General features: G+C 70.2%; 21 protein-coding genes. 12 read left to right on the forward strand and 9 right to left on the reverse strand.

Annotated features, from left to right (window positions below; all coding sequences use genetic code 11):
• Positions 1 to 13: 13 nt before the first annotated feature.
• Together ACIBEJ_RS42040 and ACIBEJ_RS42045 are read left to right on the forward strand one after the other, a co-directional pair.
• A complete protein-coding gene (locus ACIBEJ_RS42040) occupies positions 14 to 1,198 on the forward strand; it encodes a cytochrome P450 (protein ID WP_397188547.1) in 1,185 nt (394 codons plus the stop codon).
• A gap of 283 nt (positions 1,199 to 1,481) precedes the next feature.
• The gene (locus tag ACIBEJ_RS42045; RefSeq protein ID WP_397188548.1) at positions 1,482 to 2,315 is read left to right on the forward strand and encodes a DUF559 domain-containing protein; all 834 of its coding nucleotides are present in this window, start codon (positions 1,482 to 1,484) and stop codon (positions 2,313 to 2,315) included.
• Between the two features lie 451 nt (positions 2,316 to 2,766).
• On the opposite strand, the gene ACIBEJ_RS42050 is transcribed toward ACIBEJ_RS42045, so the two are convergent.
• On the reverse strand, positions 2,767 to 3,792 hold the full coding sequence (locus tag ACIBEJ_RS42050; RefSeq protein WP_397188549.1) for a GDP-mannose 4,6-dehydratase: 1,026 nt from the start codon (positions 3,790 to 3,792) through the stop codon (positions 2,767 to 2,769).
• 248 nt (positions 3,793 to 4,040) lie between these two features.
• Between ACIBEJ_RS42050 and ACIBEJ_RS42055 the strand changes: the two genes are divergently transcribed.
• The 5 genes from ACIBEJ_RS42055 (at position 4,041) to ACIBEJ_RS42075 (ending at position 9,548) form a co-directional block, all read left to right on the forward strand.
• A complete protein-coding gene (locus ACIBEJ_RS42055; protein ID WP_397188550.1) occupies positions 4,041 to 5,285 on the forward strand; it encodes a glycosyltransferase family 4 protein in 1,245 nt (414 codons plus the stop codon).
• Between the two features lies 1 nt (position 5,286).
• Positions 5,287 to 5,997, forward strand: coding sequence for a class I SAM-dependent methyltransferase (locus ACIBEJ_RS42060; RefSeq protein WP_397188551.1), 711 nt, complete (start codon positions 5,287 to 5,289; stop codon positions 5,995 to 5,997).
• Between the two features lie 2 nt (positions 5,998 to 5,999).
• Positions 6,000 to 7,019, forward strand: a complete 1,020-nt coding sequence (locus ACIBEJ_RS42065; protein WP_397188552.1) for a prenyltransferase — start codon at positions 6,000 to 6,002, stop codon at positions 7,017 to 7,019.
• Positions 7,020 to 7,162: 143 nt separating this feature from the next.
• Positions 7,163 to 8,161, forward strand: coding sequence for a DUF1702 family protein (locus ACIBEJ_RS42070; protein ID WP_397188553.1), 999 nt, complete (start codon positions 7,163 to 7,165; stop codon positions 8,159 to 8,161).
• Between the two features lie 16 nt (positions 8,162 to 8,177).
• Positions 8,178 to 9,548 carry a rhodanese-like domain-containing protein gene (locus tag ACIBEJ_RS42075; RefSeq protein WP_397188554.1) on the forward strand — a complete coding sequence of 457 codons (1,371 nt, stop codon included), beginning with the start codon at positions 8,178 to 8,180 and terminating at the stop codon, positions 9,546 to 9,548.
• Between the two features lie 7 nt (positions 9,549 to 9,555).
• Here the strand turns inward: ACIBEJ_RS42075 and ACIBEJ_RS42080 are convergent, their stop codons facing one another.
• Positions 9,556 to 10,185, reverse strand: coding sequence for a class I SAM-dependent methyltransferase (locus tag ACIBEJ_RS42080; RefSeq protein ID WP_397188654.1), 630 nt, complete (start codon positions 10,183 to 10,185; stop codon positions 9,556 to 9,558).
• An 85-nt stretch (positions 10,186 to 10,270) separates the two neighbouring features.
• Here ACIBEJ_RS42080 and ACIBEJ_RS42085 point away from each other — a divergent pair, with 85 nt between their 5' ends.
• From ACIBEJ_RS42085 to ACIBEJ_RS42095, 3 genes are read left to right on the forward strand one after another with little or no spacing between them, the layout of a single operon-like run.
• Positions 10,271 to 10,723, forward strand: a complete 453-nt coding sequence (locus ACIBEJ_RS42085; protein ID WP_397188555.1) for a pyridoxamine 5'-phosphate oxidase family protein — start codon at positions 10,271 to 10,273, stop codon at positions 10,721 to 10,723.
• On the forward strand, positions 10,720 to 10,911 hold the full coding sequence (locus tag ACIBEJ_RS42090) for a ferredoxin (protein WP_397188556.1): 192 nt from the start codon (positions 10,720 to 10,722) through the stop codon (positions 10,909 to 10,911). The genes ACIBEJ_RS42085 and ACIBEJ_RS42090 overlap by 4 nt, the downstream gene beginning before the upstream one ends.
• Positions 10,912 to 10,925: 14 nt before the next feature.
• The gene (locus ACIBEJ_RS42095) at positions 10,926 to 12,011 is read left to right on the forward strand and encodes a Zn-dependent alcohol dehydrogenase (RefSeq protein WP_397188557.1); all 1,086 of its coding nucleotides are present in this window, start codon (positions 10,926 to 10,928) and stop codon (positions 12,009 to 12,011) included.
• Between the two features lie 68 nt (positions 12,012 to 12,079).
• Here the strand turns inward: ACIBEJ_RS42095 and ACIBEJ_RS42100 are convergent, their stop codons facing one another.
• On the reverse strand, positions 12,080 to 12,496 hold the full coding sequence (locus ACIBEJ_RS42100; protein WP_397188558.1) for an organic hydroperoxide resistance protein: 417 nt from the start codon (positions 12,494 to 12,496) through the stop codon (positions 12,080 to 12,082).
• A gap of 85 nt (positions 12,497 to 12,581) precedes the next feature.
• Between ACIBEJ_RS42100 and ACIBEJ_RS42105 the strand changes: the two genes are divergently transcribed.
• Positions 12,582 to 13,142 (forward strand): TetR/AcrR family transcriptional regulator, encoded by a 561-nt coding sequence (locus tag ACIBEJ_RS42105; RefSeq protein WP_397188559.1) that lies wholly within the window; start codon positions 12,582 to 12,584, stop codon positions 13,140 to 13,142.
• A gap of 105 nt (positions 13,143 to 13,247) precedes the next feature.
• On the opposite strand, the gene ACIBEJ_RS42110 is transcribed toward ACIBEJ_RS42105, so the two are convergent.
• From ACIBEJ_RS42110 to ACIBEJ_RS42135, 6 genes are read right to left on the reverse strand one after another with little or no spacing between them, the layout of a single operon-like run.
• Entirely contained in the window at positions 13,248 to 14,255 is a 1,008-nt protein-coding gene (locus ACIBEJ_RS42110; RefSeq protein WP_397188560.1) for a sugar phosphate isomerase/epimerase family protein, read from the reverse strand.
• Positions 14,252 to 15,340, reverse strand: coding sequence for a Gfo/Idh/MocA family protein (locus ACIBEJ_RS42115; RefSeq protein WP_397188561.1), 1,089 nt, complete (start codon positions 15,338 to 15,340; stop codon positions 14,252 to 14,254). The genes ACIBEJ_RS42110 and ACIBEJ_RS42115 overlap by 4 nt, the downstream gene beginning before the upstream one ends.
• A gap of 14 nt (positions 15,341 to 15,354) precedes the next feature.
• Positions 15,355 to 16,410 (reverse strand): substrate-binding domain-containing protein, encoded by a 1,056-nt coding sequence (locus ACIBEJ_RS42120; RefSeq protein WP_397188562.1) that lies wholly within the window; start codon positions 16,408 to 16,410, stop codon positions 15,355 to 15,357.
• Positions 16,407 to 17,396: an ABC transporter permease gene (locus ACIBEJ_RS42125; protein ID WP_397188563.1), complete on the reverse strand. Its 990-nt coding sequence runs from the start codon at positions 17,394 to 17,396 to the stop codon at positions 16,407 to 16,409. The genes ACIBEJ_RS42120 and ACIBEJ_RS42125 overlap by 4 nt, the downstream gene beginning before the upstream one ends.
• Complete coding sequence (locus ACIBEJ_RS42130; protein ID WP_397188564.1) at positions 17,393 to 18,871, reverse strand: sugar ABC transporter ATP-binding protein; 1,479 nt, start codon at positions 18,869 to 18,871, stop codon at positions 17,393 to 17,395. Before ACIBEJ_RS42130 ends, ACIBEJ_RS42125 begins: the two co-directional genes overlap by 4 nt.
• A gap of 9 nt (positions 18,872 to 18,880) precedes the next feature.
• Positions 18,881 to 20,038 (reverse strand): ROK family protein, encoded by a 1,158-nt coding sequence (locus ACIBEJ_RS42135; RefSeq protein WP_397188565.1) that lies wholly within the window; start codon positions 20,036 to 20,038, stop codon positions 18,881 to 18,883.
• 361 nt (positions 20,039 to 20,399) lie between these two features.
• Between ACIBEJ_RS42135 and ACIBEJ_RS42140 the strand changes: the two genes are divergently transcribed.
• Positions 20,400 to 21,005 carry a DNA-binding response regulator gene (locus tag ACIBEJ_RS42140; RefSeq protein ID WP_397188566.1) on the forward strand — a complete coding sequence of 202 codons (606 nt, stop codon included), beginning with the start codon at positions 20,400 to 20,402 and terminating at the stop codon, positions 21,003 to 21,005.
• The last annotated feature ends 66 nt before the right edge of the window (positions 21,006 to 21,071 follow it).

Here is a 21,071-nt window from a genome sequence, read left to right on the forward strand (position 1 = left end):
AGGGGTGGAGCGGGTGCTCATCGACCTCGTTGACCAGGACCGGTACGCCGAGTCCGGGCCGCCACACGAGCAGTTGCGATGGTTGCGCGAACATGATCCCGTCCACTGGCATCCCGGCGAACCCGGCTTCTGGGCGGTCACCCGCTACGACGACGTGGTGCACGTCTCCCGGCACTCCGAGCTGTTCTCCTCCTCGCGGCGGCTGGCGCTGTTCAACGAGATGCCGGAGGAGCAACGGGCGATGCAGCGCCTGATGATGCTCAACCAGGACCCGCCCGAGCACACACGGCGCCGGTCGCTGGTCAACCGGGGGTTCACGCCGCGTACCATGAACGCCCTCGAACCCCACATCCGCGACATCTGCGACGACCTCCTCGACAAGTGCTCCGGCGAGGTGGACTTCGTCACCGAGATCGCCGCGCCGCTGCCTCTCTACGTGATCTGCGAGCTGCTCGGCGCGCCCGTGGCCGACCGGGACAAGCTGTTCACCTGGTCCAACCGGATGATCGGCGCCCAGGACCCCGACTACGCCGCCAGCCCCGACGAGGGCGGCGCCGCGGCCATGGAGGTCTACGCCTACGCCAACCAGCTCGCCGCCCAGCGCCGCGGCGCGCCGCGCAACGACATCGTCACCAAGCTCATCCAGCCCGACGAGAACGGCGAGACGCTCGACGAGAACGAGTTCGACCTGTTCGTGCTGCTGCTGGTCGTGGCCGGGAACGAGACCACCCGCAACGCGGCCTCCGGCGGCATGCTCGCCCTCTTCGACCACCCGGACCAGTGGTCGCGCCTGGTGGCCGACCCGGCGCTGTCCCGCACCGCGTCGGACGAGATCGTGCGCTGGGTCTCGCCGGTGAACCTCTTCCGCCGCACCGCCACGACCGACCTGATGCTGTCGGGGCAGCAGATCCGCGAGAACGACAAGGTCGTGGTCTTCTACTCCTCGGCCAACCGGGACGCCTCGGCGTTCGCGCAGCCGGAGACCTTCGACATCGGACGCGACCCGAATCCGCACATCGGCTTCGGCGGCGGCGGAGCGCACTTCTGCCTCGGCAACCATCTGGCCAAGCTGGAGCTGCGGGTGCTGTTCGAGCAGTTGGCTGTTCGGTTCCCCCGGTTGCGACGGACCGGGGAGGCACGCAGGCTCCGCTCCAACTTCATCAACGGCATCAAGGAACTCCCCGTCCGCCTCAACTAGCCCCCACCCATCCGGGCCGCACACCCCGAGTCGAGACGGCGCAACCCGCCCTCCCACCTGACGCAGCCCCGAAGGGAGACAGCCCTCAAGCCACGTGCGGCCCTGGGCCGGGGCGGCGCCTAACCCGCGAGCCCCTGACGCGAGGGCGCAGCCTTCCAGCTCGGCGGGTGTTTGGCGAGCGGCGCAGCCGTCCGGTCCGGGTCGCCCTGTGGAAAGCCTCTGATCATCCACAGAATCCCGTTCGCCTCCATCCCGGCCCGGCGCGGTCCGGCACGCTGTGCCCGTGACCGACACCCTCACCACGGGTTCACTCCTCAGCCGGGCCCGCCTGCTCACCCAGCTCCTCCCCGGCGCCGTGGCCTGCCGCCGGACGGCCGCGCACGCCTGGGGCCTGCAGGCCATGCCCGACGGCACCCGCCAGGAGGAGTGGCCGGTGGAGCTGGCCATCCCGATCCACCTGGACGTCCCCGGCTCCCAGGTGTACGAGCTGTCGCTCCCCCCGGCCGACACCACCACGTTCCGGGGAACCCGCCTCACCACCCCGGAACGCACCGCCCTGGACTGCGCCCAAACCCTCCCCCGCATCGAGGGCATAGCCATCGTCGACCAGTTCCTGAGACGAGGCGTGAAGATCGCCGGCCTCCGAACCCGGGCAGTCCCGCTGACCCACCTGCTCCAGACCCTCGACATGGCGGACAGCGGCGCCGCCTCCCCGAGGGAAAGCCGCCTCCGGGTGGCCTTCATGGAGGCAGGTCTCCCCCGCCCGGCAACCCAGATCCACGTGCCCCTTCCCGGTGCCCGCCACGCGTACCTGGACATGGGCTGGCCCGACCACCACCTGGCAGTCGAGTACGACGGCCGCGAACACCACTCCTCCCCCGCCGACCGCACCAGAGACGCCACCCGCCGCGCCAGCCTGAAATCCGTCGGCTGGCACGTCATCCCGGTCCGCCGCGACGTGGTGCCCGCCCGCATGGGCGACCTCCTGGAGCAGGTCGCCAACTCCCTCATCGAACGCGGCTGGCGCCCCCACCCGGACCAGACCACCCGCATCCTCTCCCGCATCCGAGCCGCCCGCCGCAACCCCAACCACCGCCCCCGCCGCCGCACCCCTTAGCCACCCCAGCCCACGCAGGCCTCGCCCCGCCAACCCGTCCACCGCCCCACCCGCCACTCCCGGGATCACCACCGGCCGTCACCTCCGGCCGCCAGTTCCCGGGCCCGCCACGCCCGGGACCAGGCCGCCGCCTCCTGTCCGATCACTTGTCCAAGCATGCGCTCAGGGCCGGGACGCCCGGGGTCAGCGGTGCGCGTGGGGCGTTCGGGGTGTGGAGGCGGGGCGGTGCGGGCCAGCGGAGCGTGGGCCGTTCCCGGACGCCGAGCCGTGGGCCGCGCGGGTCGGCGGGCGTTCAGGGCGTGGGTGCGGCACGGCTGGAGGGCGAGCGTGCGGAGGGCGTCCCGGCCCGGGAAGGGCGTGGCGTCCCGGCCTGGAAAAGGCGTGGGGTCTCGGCTGAGAAGTGGCGTGGGGGTCTCGGGCGGGGAAAGGGGTCAACCCAGGAGGGAGGGGGTCAGGGCCAGGAGGAGTCCTGGTCGGGGTCGCCGCCGTTGGACAGGAGGCGGAGGTCGGATTCGACCATCATGGCGACCAGGTCGTCGAAGGAGACCGTGGGTTCCCAGCCGAGCTGTACGCGGGCCTTCTTGGGGTCGGCGCACAGCAGGTCGACCTCGGCGGGCCGGTGGAGGGTCTGGTCGAGGACGACGTACTGCTCCCAGTCCAGACCGGCGGCGGTGAAGGCGGCCTCCACCAGGTCGCGCACCGACTTCATGCGGCCGGTGCCGATCACGTAGTCCTCGGGCGCGGCGGCCTGGAGCATGAGGTGCATGGCTCGGACGTAGTCGCCGGCGAAGCCCCAGTCGCGGCGCGCCTCCAGGTTGCCGAGGCGCAGTTCGGTGGCCAGGCCAAGCTTGATGCGGGCCGCCCCCAGCGTGACCTTCCTGGTGACGAACTCGGCGCCCCGGCGCGGCGACTCGTGGTTGAACAGGATGCCGGAGACCGCGTACATGCCGTAGGACTCGCGGTAGTTCTGGGTGAGGAAGTGCCCGTAGGCCTTGGCCACGCCGTACGGCGAGCGGGGGTGGAAGCCGGTGCGCTCGTTCTGGGGCGTCTCGGTGACCTGACCGAACATCTCGGAGGACGAAGCCTGATAAAAGCGGATCTGTCCGGAGCGGCTGCTCGACCCCCTGGACACCCCGGAACACACCCGGATGGCCTCCAGCATCCGCAACACGCCCATCCCAGTGACCTCGGCGGTCAGCTCGGCCTGCTCCCACGACATCGGCACGAAGGAGATGGCGCCCAGGTTGTAGACCTCGTCGGGCTGAACGCGTTCCACCGCCGAGATCAGCGAGCCCTGGTCGAGTAGGTCGCCGCGCACCACCTGGACGTCGGCGAGGAGCTTGCGCATGCGCGACACCCGGGGGTTGGCCTGCCCTCTGGCCAGGCCCCAGACCTCGTACCCCTGGGCGAGCAGGTGCTCCGCCAGATAGGAACCGTCCTGGCCGGTGATGCCGGTGATCAGAGCGCGCCTGGCCAACGGGTCCTCCAACTATCGCAACCGCGTCCGTTGGGACGGGAATGTACAGCTACGCGCCTCGAACAGCACCAAGCCAGCTAGAACAAGTTCCACCGAACTACGTTCGGTCACGCCAACATCGCAGTTCGCGAGGGCTGCGAGGCTGGGTAGGAACAATTCCAGATGACCTACCGAATGGTAGCCTTTTCCAACTAAGGTCATCTTTCACGGTACACGCCCGTCTCAGGTGTCTACCGGCGGAGAAAGGGGTGTCCGTGAATGACACGCTACGGATCGCGCTGCTGTCCTACCGCAGCAAGCCGACCTGTGGCGGTCAAGGTGTCTACCTTCGGCACCTGAGCCGCGAACTCGTCGCCCTCGGACACCACGTCGAGGTCTTCTCCGGCCAGCCGTACCCCGAGCTCGACGAGGGCGTGATCCTCAACAAGGTCCCGAGCCTCGACCTCTATCGCGACGAGGACCCGTTCCGCACCCCCAAACTGCACGAATACCGCGACTGGATCGACTGGCTCGAAGTCGGGACCATGTGGACCGCGGGCTTCCCCGAGCCGCTGACGTTCACGCTGCGCGCCTACCGCGAGCTGAAGAAGCGCGTCGGCGACTTCGACGTCGTCCAGGACAACCAGACTCTCGGGTACGGCCTGCTCGGCATCCAGAAACTTTTCCCGGTCGTCGGCACCATCCACCACCCGATCAGCGTGGATCGCCGCATCGAGCTGGAGGCGGCCAAGGGCGGCAAGAAGCTGAGCATGCGCCGCTGGTACGGGTTCGTGAAGATGCAGGCCAAGGTCGCGCCGCGGCTGAGCCCGATCCTGACGGTGAGCGAGTCGAGCCTGGCCGACATCCACCGCGACTTCAACGTCCCGCAGGCCAACATGCGCCTCATCCCCCTCGGCGTCGATACCCGATATTTCCACCCAAGGCCGGAGAAGCCCCGGAAGAGGGGCTCGATCGTCGCCGTGGCCAGCGCCGACTCCCCCATGAAGGGCGTGGCCACCCTGCTCAGAGCCGTGGCCAAGCTCGCGACCGAACGCGACATCACCCTGACCGTCGTCAGCAAGCCCACCCCCGGCGGCCCCACCGAGCAGCTCGTCCAGGAGCTCAGCCTCCAGGACCGGGTCCGGTTCGTGCACGGCATCTCCGACGACGAGCTGGGCGAGCTGATCGCCACCTCGGAGATCTCGGTGGTTCCGTCCCTGTACGAGGGGTTCTCGCTGCCCGCCGTGGAGCACATGGCCTGCGCGACTCCGCTGGTGGCCAGCCGTACCGGAGCATTGCCCGAGGTCGTGGGCGACGCGGCCGTCCAGGTCGCGCCAGGCGACCCGGAGGAGCTGGCCGCGGTGCTGCGCCGCCTGCACGACTCGCCCGAGGAGCGCGAGGCGGTGGGCAGGCGCGGGTACGACCGGGTCATGGAGCGCTACACCTGGCATGTCGTCGCCAAGCGGACCGTCGAGGCCTACCACGAGGCCATCAAGAACAGAGGAGCACGCTGACTTGCTGACCGTCGACTTCGCCAAGCTGCCCGTCGGCCCCGGAGTGCGGGTTCTCGATCTCGGCTGCGGCGGCGGCCGGCACGCCTTCGAGGTGCTGCGCAGGGGCGCCGACGTGGTCGCCTTCGACATGGACCAGTCCGAGCTGGACAACGTGGCCGCCATGTTCGTGGCGATGGACAAGGCCGGCGAGGTGCCGGTCGGCGCCGGCGGCGAGACCGTTCAGGGCACCGCGCTGGACATGCCGTTCGAGGAGGCGAGCTTCGACCGGGTGATCGCGGCCGAGGTGCTGGAGCACATCCCGGACGACATGAGCGCGATGGCGGAGATCTTCCGGGTGCTGAAGCCGGGCGGCACGGCGGCCATCACGGTGCCGAGCTTCCTGCCCGAGCGGATCTGCTGGGCGCTGGACGAGGACTACCACACGGCCCCGGGCGGACATGTCCGGATCTACACCCTGGCCGAGCTGAGCGCCAAGCTGAAGTCCACCGGGTTCGAGATCGGACCCCATCACCATGCCCACGGGCTGCACGCGCCGTACTGGTGGATCAAGTGCGCCGTCGGCGTCAACAACGACGAGCACCCCCTCGCGAAGGCCTACCACGAGCTGCTCGTCTGGGACATCATGAAGCGGCCCGCCGCTACCCGCGTCGCCGAGGCCCTGCTCAACCCGCTGATCGGCAAGAGCGTCGTCCTTTACGTGCGGAAGCCCTGAGCGTGATCAGCTGGGAGCAGACCGTCCAGACCGCCCAGAGCATCGCCGCCATCCAGCAGAAGGACGGCGGCGTGCCCTGGCCGGAGGGTCACGTCGACGCGTGGAACCACGTCGAATGCCTGATGGCGATGGCCGTCGCGGGCCTGTCGGAGCCGGTGAGCCGGGGTTATGACTGGCTGATGCGCCACCAGCGCCCCGACGGCTCCTGGGCGATGAAGATCCAGGACGGCGTGGCGGTCGAGCGCGGCGGCGAGTCCAACCACGCGGCGTACGCGGCCGTCGGCGCCTGGCACAACCACCTGGTCACCGGCAAGGACCCCAGCCCTCTCTGGCCGATGGTCAAGCGCGCGCTCGACTACGTGGTGAGCCTGCAGACCGCGCGCGGCGAGATCGTCTGGGAGCGCGACGCCCAGGGCCGCAACTCCACCTACGCGCTGCTGACCGGCTGCTCCTCGATCCACCAGGGCCTGCGCTGCGGCGTGCTGCTCGCCGAGCACCTCGGCGACCCGCAGCCCCACTGGGAACTGGCCGCCGACCGCCTCGCGCACGTGCTCGCCGCGCACCCCGAGGCGTTCGCCGACAAAAGCCGCTTCTCCATGGACTGGTACTACCCGGTCCTCGGCGGCGCCGTCCGCGGCCCGTCGGCGTCCGACCTGATCGACCGCGAGTGGTCCACGTTCGTGGTGCCGGGCCTCGGCATCCGCTGCGTCTCCGACCAGCCGTGGGTGACCGGCGCGGAGACCTGCGAGCTCGTGCTGACCCTCGACGCGATGGGCCGGCGCGAGAGCGCCCTGCGCCTGTTCGCCGACATGCAGCACCTGCGCCACGAGGACGGCTCGTACTGGACCGGCTGGCAGTTCGTCAACCGCAAGCACTTCCCGCACGAGCGCAGCGGCTACACCGCCGCCGCCACCGTCCTCGCCGCCGACGCGCTGTCCGGCCTCAGCGGCGGTTCCGGCATCTTCCGCGACATCCACGCCCCCGCCGCCCACACCTGCGACTGCACGCTGTCCTCGGGCTAGCCCTCTCTCCGGTACGGCGGCGCCGCCACCCGCGCAATCGGTTTTGCCGCTTCTTTGCCGCCAAGGGCGGAGCGGCGGCGGGGAATGCCGCAATGGGCTCACTAGCTTCGTGAGTGGCCGTACGAGGCGTCTTCGGGGGAAGCGTGGGCGACACGGGCACAACATCGTTCTTGGATCAGGTCACGATTGAACAGACACTGGCCCCAGCGCGTGGCCTGTGGAGGTTCCTGGAGAAGGATCCGGTCGAGTCCGACTTGGGGCGGCGACGGTTCCGGCTGAGGGCGGGAGCGGCTCCAGGCGTGCTCACGGCGGCCGAGGAAGCCTACGTGTACGGCTACAACGCGGTCATCGCCCGGGAGATCCACAAGGTCGGGCGGGTGGCGCGGGAGCGGCAGCCGTTCGCCTGGGAGGGCGCCGCGGCGGCCGCGACCATGATCGACCTGATCACCATGACTCGGGGCCGGCGCCTGAACGAGCTACTAGCCGGCCCCGCCCAGCTCCATCCGCATGCCGCCCACCTGGGCGCGGGCCGCGCGCACGCGCTGCTGCGCCTGCCGCCCACGTGGGGCATGCGGCGGGCGCATCCGCTGCTGCGCTGGCTGGCCATCGACGGTTACGGGTTCCAGCGCAGCATGACCAAGGCCGACCGCATGGTGGGTGAACGGGCCATGCCGGAGCTGGCCGTACGCGCGCACTGTGCGATCTTCGACCAGGGCCTCGGCCGGCTCCTGTGGTACCACGACTGCGCCGCGCCCGACGACCTCGCCGCGCACGTCCACGCCTACCCGGCGGCCCGCAGGGCGGACCTGTGGAGCGGCGTGGCCTTCGCGGCCGTCTACACCGGCGGCGCCGAGCCCGACGAGCTCGACCGGCTGGCCGTCTACGCCGGGGGCGACGGCTTCCGCCAGCACGTGGCGCAGGGCGCCGCCTTCGCCTGCGCCGCCTGGCTCACGGCCGGGATCCTTCCCCGCCACGCGGAGGAGGCCGCCCCGATCCTGACCGGCGTTCCCGCCGAGGAGGCGGCGGCCTGGATCGGCACCGCCCTCGCCGGCCTGGGCGACGACCCGCACACGCACGACGACTTCCTCGCCTGGCGAGCACAGACGCGGCGCGCGTGGGCCCGGCGCCACCGTACCGACTGACCGGTAGGTTGAGTAGATGTTCGACGTGCATGTGATCGAGACGTCCACCCTCGGCGACCGCAGCTACCTGGTCACCGACGGCGAGTCAGCCGCCGTCGTGGACCCGCAGCGGGACGTGGACCGCGTCCTGGCGTTGGCCGGCAGCCTGGGCGTCCGGATCACCGTCGTGGCCGAGACCCACCTGCACAACGACTACGTCTCCGGCGGCCTCGAACTGTCCCGCCTGACCGGCGCGACCTACGCGATCTCCGCCGACGTGGACTTCCCACACCACCTGCTGAAGGACGGCGACACTCTCGACCTTTCGCCTTCCTTGCGGCTGCGGGCGATGCACACCCCCGGCCACACCTTCGACCACCTGTCGTACGTCCTCGACCACCACGGCGACCCCGTCGGCGTCTTCACCGGCGGCTCGCTGCTGTTCGGCACCACCGGCCGCCCCGACCTGCTCGGCGACGAGCACGCCGAGACCCTCGCCCGCCACCAGCACGCCTCGGTGCGCAGACTCGCCGACGCCCTGCCCGACGGCGCGCGCATCTGGCCGACACACGGGTTCGGCAGCTTCTGCGCGGTCGGTACGGCCGGCCGCGACGCCTCGACCCTCGGCCAGGAGAAGCGGACCAACCCCGCCCTGAGGCTCGCCGAGGACGCCTTCGTCACCGAGGTGCTGTCCGGCCTGGACGCCTACCCCGCCTACTACGCCCACATGGGCGCCGTCAACGCCACCGGCCCCTCTCCCGTGGACCTGCGCCTGCCCGAGCCCGCCACACCCGCCGAACTGGCCCGGCGCATCGGGGCCGGGGAGTGGGTCGTGGACCTGCGCTCGCGCACCGCGTACGCCGCCGCGCACCTGATCGGCACCGTCAGCCTGGGGCTGGACGGCAGCATGGCCACCTGGCTCGGCTGGCTGACCGGCCACGGCGCCCCCATCACGCTGATCGGCACGACCCGCGACCAGGTCGCCGAGGCCCAGCGCGAACTGGTCAGAATCGGCATCGACCACCCCGCCGCCGTGGCAGTGGGCACCCCTCAAGCTCTGACCACCCCGGAAACGCCCCTCGGCACCTTCCCCAGAGCCACCTTCACCGACCTGGCCACGGCCTTGGCCACCCCAGCGACAGGCGGCGCCGGTGGGGTGGTCGTGGTGGACGTTCGGTTGGCGGGGGAATGGCGGGACGGGCACGTGGCCGGGTCGGTCAACATTCCGCTGCCCCACCTCGTCCACCGGCTGGCCGAGATCCCGCAGGGCCAGGTCTGGGTGCACTGTGGCAGCGGCTACCGGGCCACCGCCGCCGCCTCCATCCTGGCCAAGGCGGGCCGCGACGTGGTGGTGATCGACGACATGTTCGCGGACGCCGCCGCCCAGGGCGTACCCATGTCCGGATGAAGGAGGGCTAGATGCCGGGGGCGACCCGCTCCAGCACCCGGAGCGACCCCTCGGCCCCCACCTCCTTGAACGCCCCCGAGGCCAGAGCCCGCTGGTACACCCGGTACGGCGCCTGCCCGCCCTGCCCGGGATCCGGGTAGACGTCGTGGAACACCAGCGCCCCGCCCTCCCGCACATGCGGCGCCCAGCCCTCGTAGTCCACGGTCACCGGCTCCTCGGAATGCCCGCCGTCGATGAACAGCAGCCCCAAGGGCGTGTTCCACAGCGCGGCGACCTTCCCCGACTGCCCCACCACGGCGATCACCTCGTCCTCCAGCCCGGCGGCGGCGATGGTGGTGCGGAAGGTGGGCAGCGAGTCCATCTTGCCGAAGCGGGGATCGACCAGCGTCGGGTCGTGGTGGGCCCAGCCGGGCTGGATCTCCTCCGACCCCCGGTGGTGGTCCACGGTGATCACGACGCTGCCGGCCTGCCGGGCCGCCGCGCCGAGGTAGATCGCGGACTTGCCGCAGTAGGTGCCGATCTCGCAGATGGGGCCCTGCCCTCCGTACTTCAGCGCGGCCTGGAAGAGCGCGAGCCCCTCGGCGGCCGGCATGAATCCCTTGGCGTGCTCGGCCGCGTAGCGCAAGTCAGCAGGCATCGTCATGGTGAAGCACCCTAGTGGAACCGAACAACATTCCACTGCCCTCTTGTCGGCGATTCTGGAACCTGTTCTACTGGGCAACGTGAATCAGCGCGCGCGCATCGCGATGCCGGAAGCGGACGTCACAGCCCTCATCGAGGGCTCGCGCAAGCTCCAGCTCGCGACCATCAACCCCGATGGCACCCCGCACCTGGTGACCATGTTCTACGGCCTCGACGAGGGCCGGATCGCCTTCTGGACCTACGGCAAGGCCCAGAAGTCCGTCAACCTCGCCCGCGACCCCAGGGTCAGTTGCCTGATCGAGACCGGCGACGACTACGCGGAACTGCAGGGGGTCCTCCTGTACGGCGTGGCCAAGCAGGTCGGCGAGCGCGAGCGCGTGCTGGACATCGGCATGGAGATCGCCCGCCGGATGACGCCAGGAGTGCCCGACGCGGACCTGCGGCCGTACGTGGAACTGACCGGCAGAAAACGCCTCGCATACGTGGTCGAGCGCACCAAGGTGGTCTCATGGGATCACAGGAGGCTCACATGAAGATCAAGGTCGACTACCTGGTGTGCGAGGCCAACGCCGTGTGCATGGGGCTCGCCCCCGAAGTGTTCGAGGTGGACGAGGAGGACAACCTGCACGTCCTCCTCCCCGAACCGCCAGCCGACATGCAGGACCGGGTACGGCACGCCGTACGTTCCTGCCCGAAAGCCGCCCTCTCCCTAGAGGAGTAACAGGAGGAACCCCCATGCGCGCCGCCATCCTGCAAGCCGTAGGCGACGACAAGCTCGACCTCCGCGACGACGTCACGCTGGCCCCGGTGGGGCCGACGGAGGTCCGCGTCCGGATCCGGGCGACCGGTGTCTGCCATTCCGACCTGTCGGCCATGTCCGGAGTGCTGCCCCAGCCCGTGCCGCTCGTCCCGGGGCACGAGGGCGCCGGCGAGGTGGTCGAGGTGGGCGAGCACGTCACCTCGCTGAAGCCCGGCGACCACGTGATCATCAACTGGCGCCCGTCGTGCCAGGAGTGCGCCCTGTGCCTGGGCGGCCAGCCGTACCTGTGCATGAAGTTCGTGATCGAGTCGTTCAGCAAGGGCAACTTCCGCATCGGCGGCGACACCACGGTCTTCGGGATGGCGGGCTGTGGCACGTGGGCCGAGGAGTGCGTGGTTCCGTGGCAGGGCGCGATCAAGATCGATCCGGAGGTGCCGTGGGAGGCGGCGGCGCTCATCGGCTGCGGCATCACCACCGGCGTGGGTGCGGCGCTCAACACCGCCAAGGTGCGTCCCGGCTCGACGGTCGCGGTGATCGGCTGCGGCGGCGTCGGGCTGTCGGTGATCCAGGGCGCGCGGGTCTCCGGCGCCCGGGTGATCCTGGCCGTCGACCCGCTGGCGTCCAAGCACGAACTGGCCAGGAAGGTCGGCGCCACGCACGCCGTCACCCCCGAGGACCTGCCCGGCGCCCTCGCCGAGCTGACCGGCGGCAACGGCTTCGACTACGGCTTCGAGGTCGTCGGCAAGTCCGCGACCATCATGAGCGCGTGGCAGGCGACCCGCGCGGGCGGCGACGTGATCGTGGTGGGCGCCGGCGCGATGGACGACATGGTGCAGATCTCCGCGTTCAGCCTGCTGTTCGAGGGCAAGAACCTCCTGTCCAGCATGTACGGCGAGGCCGACGTGCGACACGACTTCCCCTACTTCGCCGACCTGTACAAGTCGGGCCAGCTCGACCTGGAGTCGATGATCAGCGCGAGGATCAAGCTGGCCGACCTCAACGACGCCGTGGCCGCCCTGAAGGGCGGCGAGGTGCTGCGCCAGATCGTGGTGATGGACTGACCGGCTAGCGGAGCGAGGGCCGGGGCACTCCCCCGGCCCTTGACGCATGCCCGCCCACAGTGCGAGAGCTACTCGACGACCAGGTTGACCGGGATGTTGCCGCGGGTGGCGTTGGAGTAGGGGCAGACCTGGTGGGTGGCCTCCAGCAGGGCGTGGCCGGCCTCGGCGGAGATCTCGTCGGGCAGCTCCACCCGCAGGGTGACCTCAAGGCCGAAGCCGCCGGCGCCGTTCGGCAGCAGGCCCACCTCGGCGGTCACCGCCACATCCGTGACGTCGAGGCCCTGCTTCTTGCCCACGAGCTGCATGGCACTGGCGAAGCACGCGGCGTACCCGACCGCGAACAACTGCTCGGGATTGGTGCCTTCGCCCGCGCCGCCGAGCTCGGGCGGCGGGGACAGCTTGACGTCGAGCTTGCCGTCCGTGGTGACACCGCGGCCGTCGCGACCGGAGGCGGTGCCGACGGCGGTGTACATGGCCTTGCTCATCAGGGATGCTCCTCACGAGGTGGAGACAGACAGGTCTGTCTAGCTAGGACCGACACTAGACAGACCTGTCTGGTAATGTCAAGGCATGACGAGTCCCGCCCGGCAGCGCATCCTGGATACCGCGACGCGGCTGTTCTACGCCGAAGGCGTGCGGTCGGTGGGCATCGACCGGATCATCGCCGAGGCGGCGGTGGCGAAGGCGACCTTCTACCACCACTTCCCGTCCAAGGACGACCTGGTCACGGCGTACGTCGAGGACCAGGGCCGGCTGCAGCGGGCGCTGGCCGACGAACTGCCCGAGGGGCCGGGGCGCGAGCGGCTGCTGGTGATGTTCGAGCGGATGGGCGAGTTCGGGAGCCTGCCCGGTTACCGGGGCTGCCCGTTCATCAACGCCGCGGCCGAGTACCCCGACCGCTCCCACCCGGTGCGCAGGGCCGTCGCCGTCTACCGGGAGTGGTTCCGGGACCTGATGCTCGGCCTGCTCGAGGAGGCCGGGCACCCCGCACCCGACCGGACCGCGGACATCCTCATGATCGTGCGCGACGGGGTCGCCGTGGGCTTCGACCTCGACGACCCCGCCGTGGTCCGCGCCTCGATCAGGGAGACCGTCACACGCGTCCTGGGCCCAGCGGAACAGCCCGCCTGAGGGCCGGGGGAACAGCTCGCGTGAAGGCTGGCGGAACAGCTCGCGTGAAGACCGACGGAAAGCCGGCCTGGGGGCCGGCCACGCGAGCGGGCCGGCCCCTGGCTGTCACGTGGTGGAGAACGCGGCGTCGAAGGCCGTGGCGGGCGGGGTGATGGAGTTGAGCGTGCGGATGAAGCCCAGCGCCTCGCGCGCGCCGTCGAGGCGGTCCATGCCCGCGTCCTCCCACTCGATCGAGATCGGCCCGGAGTACCCGATGGAGTTCAGCGCCCTGAAGCAGTCCTCCCACGGCACGTCGCCGCGCCCGGTCGAGACGAAGTCCCAGCCGCGCCGCAGGTCCGCCCAGGGCAGGTGCGAGGACAGGCGGCCGCGCCGGCCGTCGCCCACGCGCATCCTGGTGTCCTTGCAGTCCACGTGGTAGATGCGGTCGGCGAAGTCGAGGATGAAGTTCACCGGGTCGATGTCCTGCCAGACCATGTGCGAGGGGTCCCAGTTCAGGCCGAAGGCGGGGCGGTGGCCGATCGCCTCCAGCGTCTTCTGGGTCGTCACGTAGTCGTAGGCGATCTCCGACGGGTGCACCTCGTGCGCGAAGCGGACGCCGACCTCGTCGAAGACGTCCAGGATCGGGTTCCAGCGGTCGGCGAAGTCCCGGTACCCGGCCTCCACCATCGAGGCGGGCACCGGCGGGAACATGGCCACCGTGTGCCAGATCGACGAGCCCGTGAAGCCGACCACCGTGTCCACGCCGAGCGCGGCGGCGGCCCTGGCGGTGTTCTTCATGTCCTCGGCCGCGGCCCGGCGCACCGACTCGGGCTCGCCGTTCCCCCAGATGCGGGCGGGCAGGATGGCCTGGTGCCGCTCGTCGATCGGGTGGTCGCAGATGGCCTGGCCGACGAGGTGGTTGGAGATCGTCCACACCTTGAGGCCGTGCTTGTCGAGCTGTTCGAGCTTGCGCCCGACGTACCCCGAGTCCTCCAGCGCCGCCGCCACGTCGAAGTGGTCGCCCGAGCAGGCGATCTCCAGTCCGTCGTAGCCCCAGTCCGCCGCCAGCCGACACACCTCCTCGAAGGGCAGGTCGGCCCACTGTCCAGTGAAGAGCGTGACCGGTCTGGTCATGGAATCTCCTTGTACGCGCCGTTGCTCTGCTCGACCGCCTCCAGCACCCGCTGCACCCGCAGCCCGTCGGCGAACGACGGCGTGGGGTCGGCGCCGGTGGCGATCGCCTCCAGGAAGTCCTTGATCTCGTGCGTGAACGTGTGCTCGTACCCGAGACCGTGCCCCGGCGGCCACCACGCCCCCGCATAGGGGTGGTCGGGCTCGGTGACGAGGATCCGGGTGAAGCCCGCGCCGCCGTCGCTGACCCACAGCTCGTTCATCGCCTCGAAGTCGAAGTACAGGCTGCCCAGCGCGCCGTTCAACTCGATGCGCAGCGCGTTCTTGCGCCCGGTGGCGAAGCGCGTGGCCTCGAACGAGGCCAGCGCTCCGCCCGACATCCGGCCGACGAACAGTGCCGCGTCGTCCACGGTGACCGTTCCCCTGTCGGTACGGCTGCCGCCCTCGAGCGGCCGTTCCTTGACGAAGGTCTCGGTCAGCCCGGTGACGCCGACGACACGCTGGCCGGTGACGAACTCGGCGGTGTCGATGATGTGCGCCCCGATGTCACCGAGCGCGCCCGACCCCGCCTTGTCCTTTCGCAGCCGCCACACCAGCGGGAAGTCCGGATCCACGATCCAGTCCTGCAGATACTGCGCCCGCACGTGCCTGATCTCGCCCAGCGTGCCCTCGGCGACCAGCTTCCTGGCCAGGGCGACGGCCGGGACCCGCCGGTAGTTGAAGGCGACCATGCTCTTGCCCGGCCCGCGCGCGGCCGCCTCGGCCATGCGCGTGGCCTCCTCGACCGTGTTGGCCAGCGGCTTCTCGCAGATGACGTGCTTGCCCGCGGCCAGCGCGGCGATGGCGATCTCGGCGTGCGAGTCGCCGGGTGTACAGATGTCGATGATGTCGATGTCGTCGCGGGCGACCACCTCGCGCCAGTCGGTCGCCGCCTCGGCCCAGCCCATCCGGGCGGCCGCCGCCTCGGTCGCCTCCTTCGAGCGCCCGCAGATCACCCGCATCTCGGGCTTCGCGGGCAGCTCGAAGAAGGCGGCGACGTTCCGCCACGCCTGGGAGTGGACGCGTCCCATGAAGGCATAACCGATCATGCCTACGCCGTTACTCAAGATTCGAACCCCAATGGCAGGTACTTCTCGACGTTCTCCTTGGTGATGGTCTCCGACGCGAGCGTGATCGACTGGGGTACTTGGTTCTCCACGAGGTCACTCATGCCCTTACCCTGGGCGATCAGCCGGGCGAGCTTGATGGCCGAGGAGGCCATCGTGGGGCTGTAGGTGACGGTGGCCTCCAGCACCGACGTGCCCGACTGGATCTCCTTCATGGCGTTGAGCGACCCGGCGCCACCGACCATGAAGAACTCGTTCCGGCCCGCCTCCTTGATCGCGGCGAGCACGCCGACGCCCTGGTCGTCGTCGTGGTTCCACAGCGCGTCGATCTTCTTGTGGGCCTGGAGCAGGCTGGCGGCGACCTGGTTGCCCGTCTCCACGGTGAACTTGGCGTCCTGCTTGGCGGTGACGCTGAAGCCGTACGACTTGAGCGCGTCGGCGAAGCCCTTGCTGCGGTCCTGTGTGAGCGGGAGCGTCGCGATGCCCTGGATCTCCACGATCACCGGGTTGGCGACGCCCTTGTCCTTGAGCTTCTTGCCGACGTGGTGGCCGGCCGCCACGCCCATGCCGTAGTTGTCGCCGCCGACCCAGGTGCGGTAGGCGAGCTTGTCGGGGAAGACGCGGTCGAGGTTGACGACCGGGATCCCCGCCGCGGTGGCCTGGAGGGCGACCTGGTTGAGCTGCTGGCCGTCGTTGGGCAGGATCACCAGCGCGGCGACCTTGGCCGCGATGAGCGACTCGACCGCGGAGATCTGCGCGTTGATGTCGTTGGTCGGCTCGACCGGCTTGAACTCGATGTCGGTGTACTGCTTCGCCGTCGCCTCGGCGTTCTTGGCGATGGCCGCGATCCAGCCGTGGTCGGCGGCCGGCGCGGAGAAGCCGATCACGACCTTCTGCCCCGGCTGGTCGTTGCCGCTGGCGGCCGGGGCGGGCGCCGGGGCCGCGCTGGAAGGCGCCGCGGCCGGCTCGTTGGAGGTGCAGCCCGCGGCCAGTAATGCGGCACCGCCCAGACCGCCGATGAGGAATCCCCGGCGCGCGACGTTTTCGGTCATGGTGCTCTCTCCTTGAGGTTGCGCCGCTGGAGAAGGACGGCGACGACGATGATCAGGCCCTTGGCGATCAGCTGGTCGCTGGTGTTGAGGCCGTTGAGGATGAACAGGTTCGTGATGACCGTGAAGATGAGCAGGCCGAGGATGGAACCGACGATGGTGCCCCGGCCGCCGGTGAGCAGCGTGCCGCCGATGATGACGGCGGCGATGGCGTCGAGCTCGTACAGGTCTCCGTGGGTGGACGACCCGGTGGTGGTGCGGGCCATGATCAGGATCGCGGCGATGCCGCAGCACAGCCCGGACAGGGCGTACAGCAGCACCGTGTGCAGGCGCACGTTGATCCCGGCGAGCCTGGCCGCCTCGGGGTTGCCGCCGACCGCGTAGGTGCGGCGCCCGAACGTGGTGCGGTTGAGCAGGACCCAGCCGAGCACCACGACCAGCGCGAAGATGTAGACCAGCAGCGGGATGCCGAGCAGTCGCGTGGTCGACAGGTCCACGATGGCGGTGTTGCCGCTCTGGATGAGCTGGGTCTTGCGGTCGGACATGCGCTGGGCCAGGCCGCGTGCGGCCACCAGCATGGCCAGCGTGGCGATGAACGGCACCAGCCGCCCGTAGGAGATCAGTAACCCGTTGACCAGCCCGGCCCCGGTGCCGACCAGGATCGCGCAGACCACCATGACGAACGGCCCGTACGACTGCGTGGCCAGCGTGGTCGCCCACACCGAGGCGAGCGCCATGATGGCGCCCACGGACAGGTCGATGCCGCCGCCGATGATCACGAACGTCATGCCGACCGTGATGACGCCGATGGTGGCCGCCAGCGACAGGATGCTCACCATGTTCGAGGCGGTGGCGAAGTTGCCGGGCTTGGTCACCAGGCCGACGATCGCGAGCAGCACCAGCGCCGCCACCAGCCCGAGGTGCCGGGCCTCGCCGATCCGGCCCCACCAGGCCTCGCGTACGGCGACGCCGCGGGTGTCCACCTTCACGCCGCGCTCCCTTCCATGATCATGTCGAGTACCCGGTGCTCGTCGAGCCCCTCGGCGGGGCCCTCGTGGATGACCCGGCCCTCGCGCAGCACCAGCACCCGGTCGGCCAGGCCGAGCACCTCCGGCACCTCGCTGGAGACCAGCAGCACGCCGATCCCCTGGTCGGCCAGCTTGCGGATGACCGCGTACAGCTCGGCGCGGGCGCCGACGTCCACGCCGCGGGTGGGCTCGTCGAGCAGGAGCAGCTTGCGCTCGTCGAGCAGCCAGCGGGCCAGTACGGCCTTCTGCTGGTTGCCGCCGGACAGCGTCTTGATCGGGCGTTCCGGGTCGTGCGGCCGGATGTCGAGGGCGTCCACGAGACGCCTGGCCTCGGCCCTCTCCCTGGCCCGGTTCAGCCAGCCGAACGTGGCGAAGCCGGGCAGCGTGCCGAGGGTGATGTTGGCGGTGACGCTCTGGTCGAGCAGGAGCGCCTGGGCCTTGCGTTCCTCCGGCGCCAGGCCCATGCCGTGCCTGACCGCGGCGACCGCGCTCCTGATCTGCCTGCCGTCCAGCAGGACCCGGCCGGTGCTGGGGCGGGAGCCGTACACCGCCTCCAGGATCTCCGAGCGGCCCGAGCCGACGAGGCCGGCCAGGCCGACGATCTCGCCCGCGTGCACGGAGAAGGAGACGCCCGCGAACGCGCCGGGCGCGCTCAGGTCCTCCACGCGCAGCACCTCCTCGCCGCGGCGGGAGCCGCGCGGCGGGAAGACGTACTCGACGTTGCGGCCGGTCATCAGGGAGACGATCCGCGAGGTGGGGGTCTCGCGGGCGGGCAGGCCGACCGCGACCGTGCGGCCGTCCTTGAGGACGGTGACGCGGTCGCCGATCTCGCGGATCTCCTCCAGGCGGTGGGAGATGTAGACGACGGCGACGCCCTGGGCGGTGAGCTCGCGGATGATGCGGAAGAGGTTGGCGACCTCGTCGTGGGCGAGGGCGGCGGAGGGCTCGTCCATTATGATCAGGCGGGCGTCGTGGGAGAGCGCCCTGGCCATGGAGACGACCTGCTTGGCGGCCGGGGGCAGGCGGCCGACCTCGGTGGACGGGCGGATCTCGGGGTGGCCGAGCCGGGCGAGCACCTCGGCGGCGGCGCGGTTGGTGGCCGAGCGGTGCACGAAGCCCAGCGAGGAACGCTCGTGGCCGAGCAGGATGTTCTCCGCCACGCTGAGCCCGTCGACCAGGTCGAGCTCCTGGTAGATGGTGGCGATGCCGAGCCTGATGGCGTCGATGGGGCTGTTCGGGCGTACTTGTGTGCCGGCGAACTCGATCGTGCCCTGGTCGGGCTGGTGCACCCCGGCCAGCACCTTGATCAGGGTGGACTTGCCCGCGCCGTTCTGGCCGAGCAGGCAGTGCACCTCGCCAGCCCGGACGTCGAGATCGACCCCGTCGAGCGCGCGCACGCCGGGGAACTGCTTGACGACTCCCCTGATGACCAGCATTCGGCCCTCTCAGGCGTTGATGATCCGGTTGATGTTCTCGGGTGAGAGGTAGTGCTCGATCGCGAGGATGCCCGCGCCCAGCGCGGCCGCGTTCACCCCCGTACGGCTCGGCACGATCGTCAGATGGTGGGTGGCCAGCGGCAGCGACCGGCGGTAGACGGTCTCGCGGATCCCGGCCAGCAGGTGCTCGTGCACCCGTGCCAGGGCTCCGCCGATGACGATGACCTCGGGGTTGAAGAAGTTGACCAGGCCGGCCAGCACCTCGCCGATGAGCCGCCCGGCCTCCCTGACCAGGCGTAGCGCCTGGGTGTTGCCGCTCTGCACGAGCTTGACCACGTCGGCGCCGGACTCGGCGGGGAAGCCGAGTTCGGTGAGCCTGCGGGCCAGCGCCGCGCCGCCGGCGACCGCCTCCAGGCAGGCGCTGTTGCCGCAGCGGCAGCCGGCCTCCTCGTGGCCGCTGACCCTGATGTGGCCGATGTCGCCGGCCGAGCCGCTGGCCCCGCGGTGCAGGGCGCCTCCGGTCACGATGCCGCAGCCGATGCCGGTGCCGACCTTGACGAACAGCAGGTGTCCGGTCGCGGCGAAGGCGTTGCGGTGCTCGCCCAGCGCCATCACGTTGACGTCGTTGTCGACCAGCACGGTGGGGCCGCGGAAGTAGTCGGGGACGGGGTAGTCGTTCCAGCCGGGCATGATCGGCGGGTTGTTCGGCCGGCCGGTGGCGAACTCCACCGGTCCCGGCACCCCGATCCCCAGCGACCTGAGCCCGGCCCTGGGCCGTCCCGCCTCGGCGAGGAGCTGGTCGACCAGCCGGTCGACCCGTGGCAGCACGACTTCCGGGCCTTCCGCGACGTGCAGCGGCTCCTCGGACTCGGCCAGGACGGCGCCGGTGAGGTCCATGAGCGCCACCCGGCAGTGGGTGGCGCCCAGGTCGACGCCGGCGACGCTGTGGTCTTCGGTGTGCAGGCGCAGTTGGCGTGGCGGGCGGCCGCCGGTGGACTCGCCGCCGTCGCTCTCCTCCACCAGACCGCGCTCGATGAGCGCGTCGACCCGCTGGGAGATCGTGGATCTGGCCAGTCCGGTGACCCGCGCGAGGTCGGAGCGGGTCGTGGCCGACCCGGCGCTGATCAGGGTCAGCACGTCGCCGGGAGAGCCGGGAGGTGAGCTCATGGGCCGACCATAGGAGCAGTCATCGGTCAGAAGCAAGACTCTGATCCAACAAACCCTGCCGACTTCCGTCGATCATCGAACAAAGTCCGCCACCAGGCCCTAAGGCACAAAAGAGAATGAGAATCTGGTTTCACAGATGGGGAGAACACGCATAGTAAAAGGCGATGCACAGGTAAGGACCGTACGCGCTTCTGATGGGTTCTGACCTCACCGAAACGCACCCTTAAAAGCGTCAGTAAGCCAGGAAAACAAACAAATACCTAATAGTTCCGCTATACCTTTGCAACGTTCTAGCTTTTCATCCCCTAAGCCATTAGTCAGGATGTAGTCGTATATCACGCAGTGTTCCGAGAGGATGCCGGTGATCCGTACTTTGCTCGCTGAGGATATGGAGCTCGTCCGCGGCGCGATCGTGGCCCTCCTCGCCTACGAGGAGGACATCGAGGTCGTCGCCGAGGTCGATCGAGGTGACCACATCCTCGAGGCCGCGCGGGCCACCAACCCGGACGTGGCCGTGATCGACCTGGTGATGCCGGGCGCCGACGGGCTGGAGGCGGCACGCGAACTGCGTGACGCGCTGCCCGGCTGCGGGGTGCTGATCCTCACCGCGGTCGGCACGCCCGCCATGCTGAAACGGGCCTTAGACGCGCGGGTGCGCGGGTTCCTCGCCAAGGACGCGCCGCCCGCGCAATTGGCCGATGCCATCCGGAAGGTGGCGGCCGGCGGGAGCGTGGTGGACTCCTCGCTGGCCATCGCCGCCATGACCACCCCCGACACGCCGCTGACCTCACGCGAACTCGACGTGCTGACCGCGGCGGCCGACGGCTCGTCCGTCTCGGAGATCGCCGGGTCGCTCTTCCTCGCGGAGGGCACCGTGCGCAACTACCTCAGCCGCACGCGCTCCAAGCTGAGCGCGCGCAGCAGCATCGACGCCATCCGCATCGCCCGCGAGTCAGGCTGGATCTGACGCGCCGACATCCGCCGGGCCCGAACCCCGAGGAGAGCGGACCCAGGGAACCGATCCCTAGAGGAA

This window comes from Nonomuraea sp. NPDC050790, from assembly GCF_044456745.1.
Taxonomy (GTDB): Bacteria; Actinomycetota; Actinomycetes; order Streptosporangiales; family Streptosporangiaceae; genus Nonomuraea.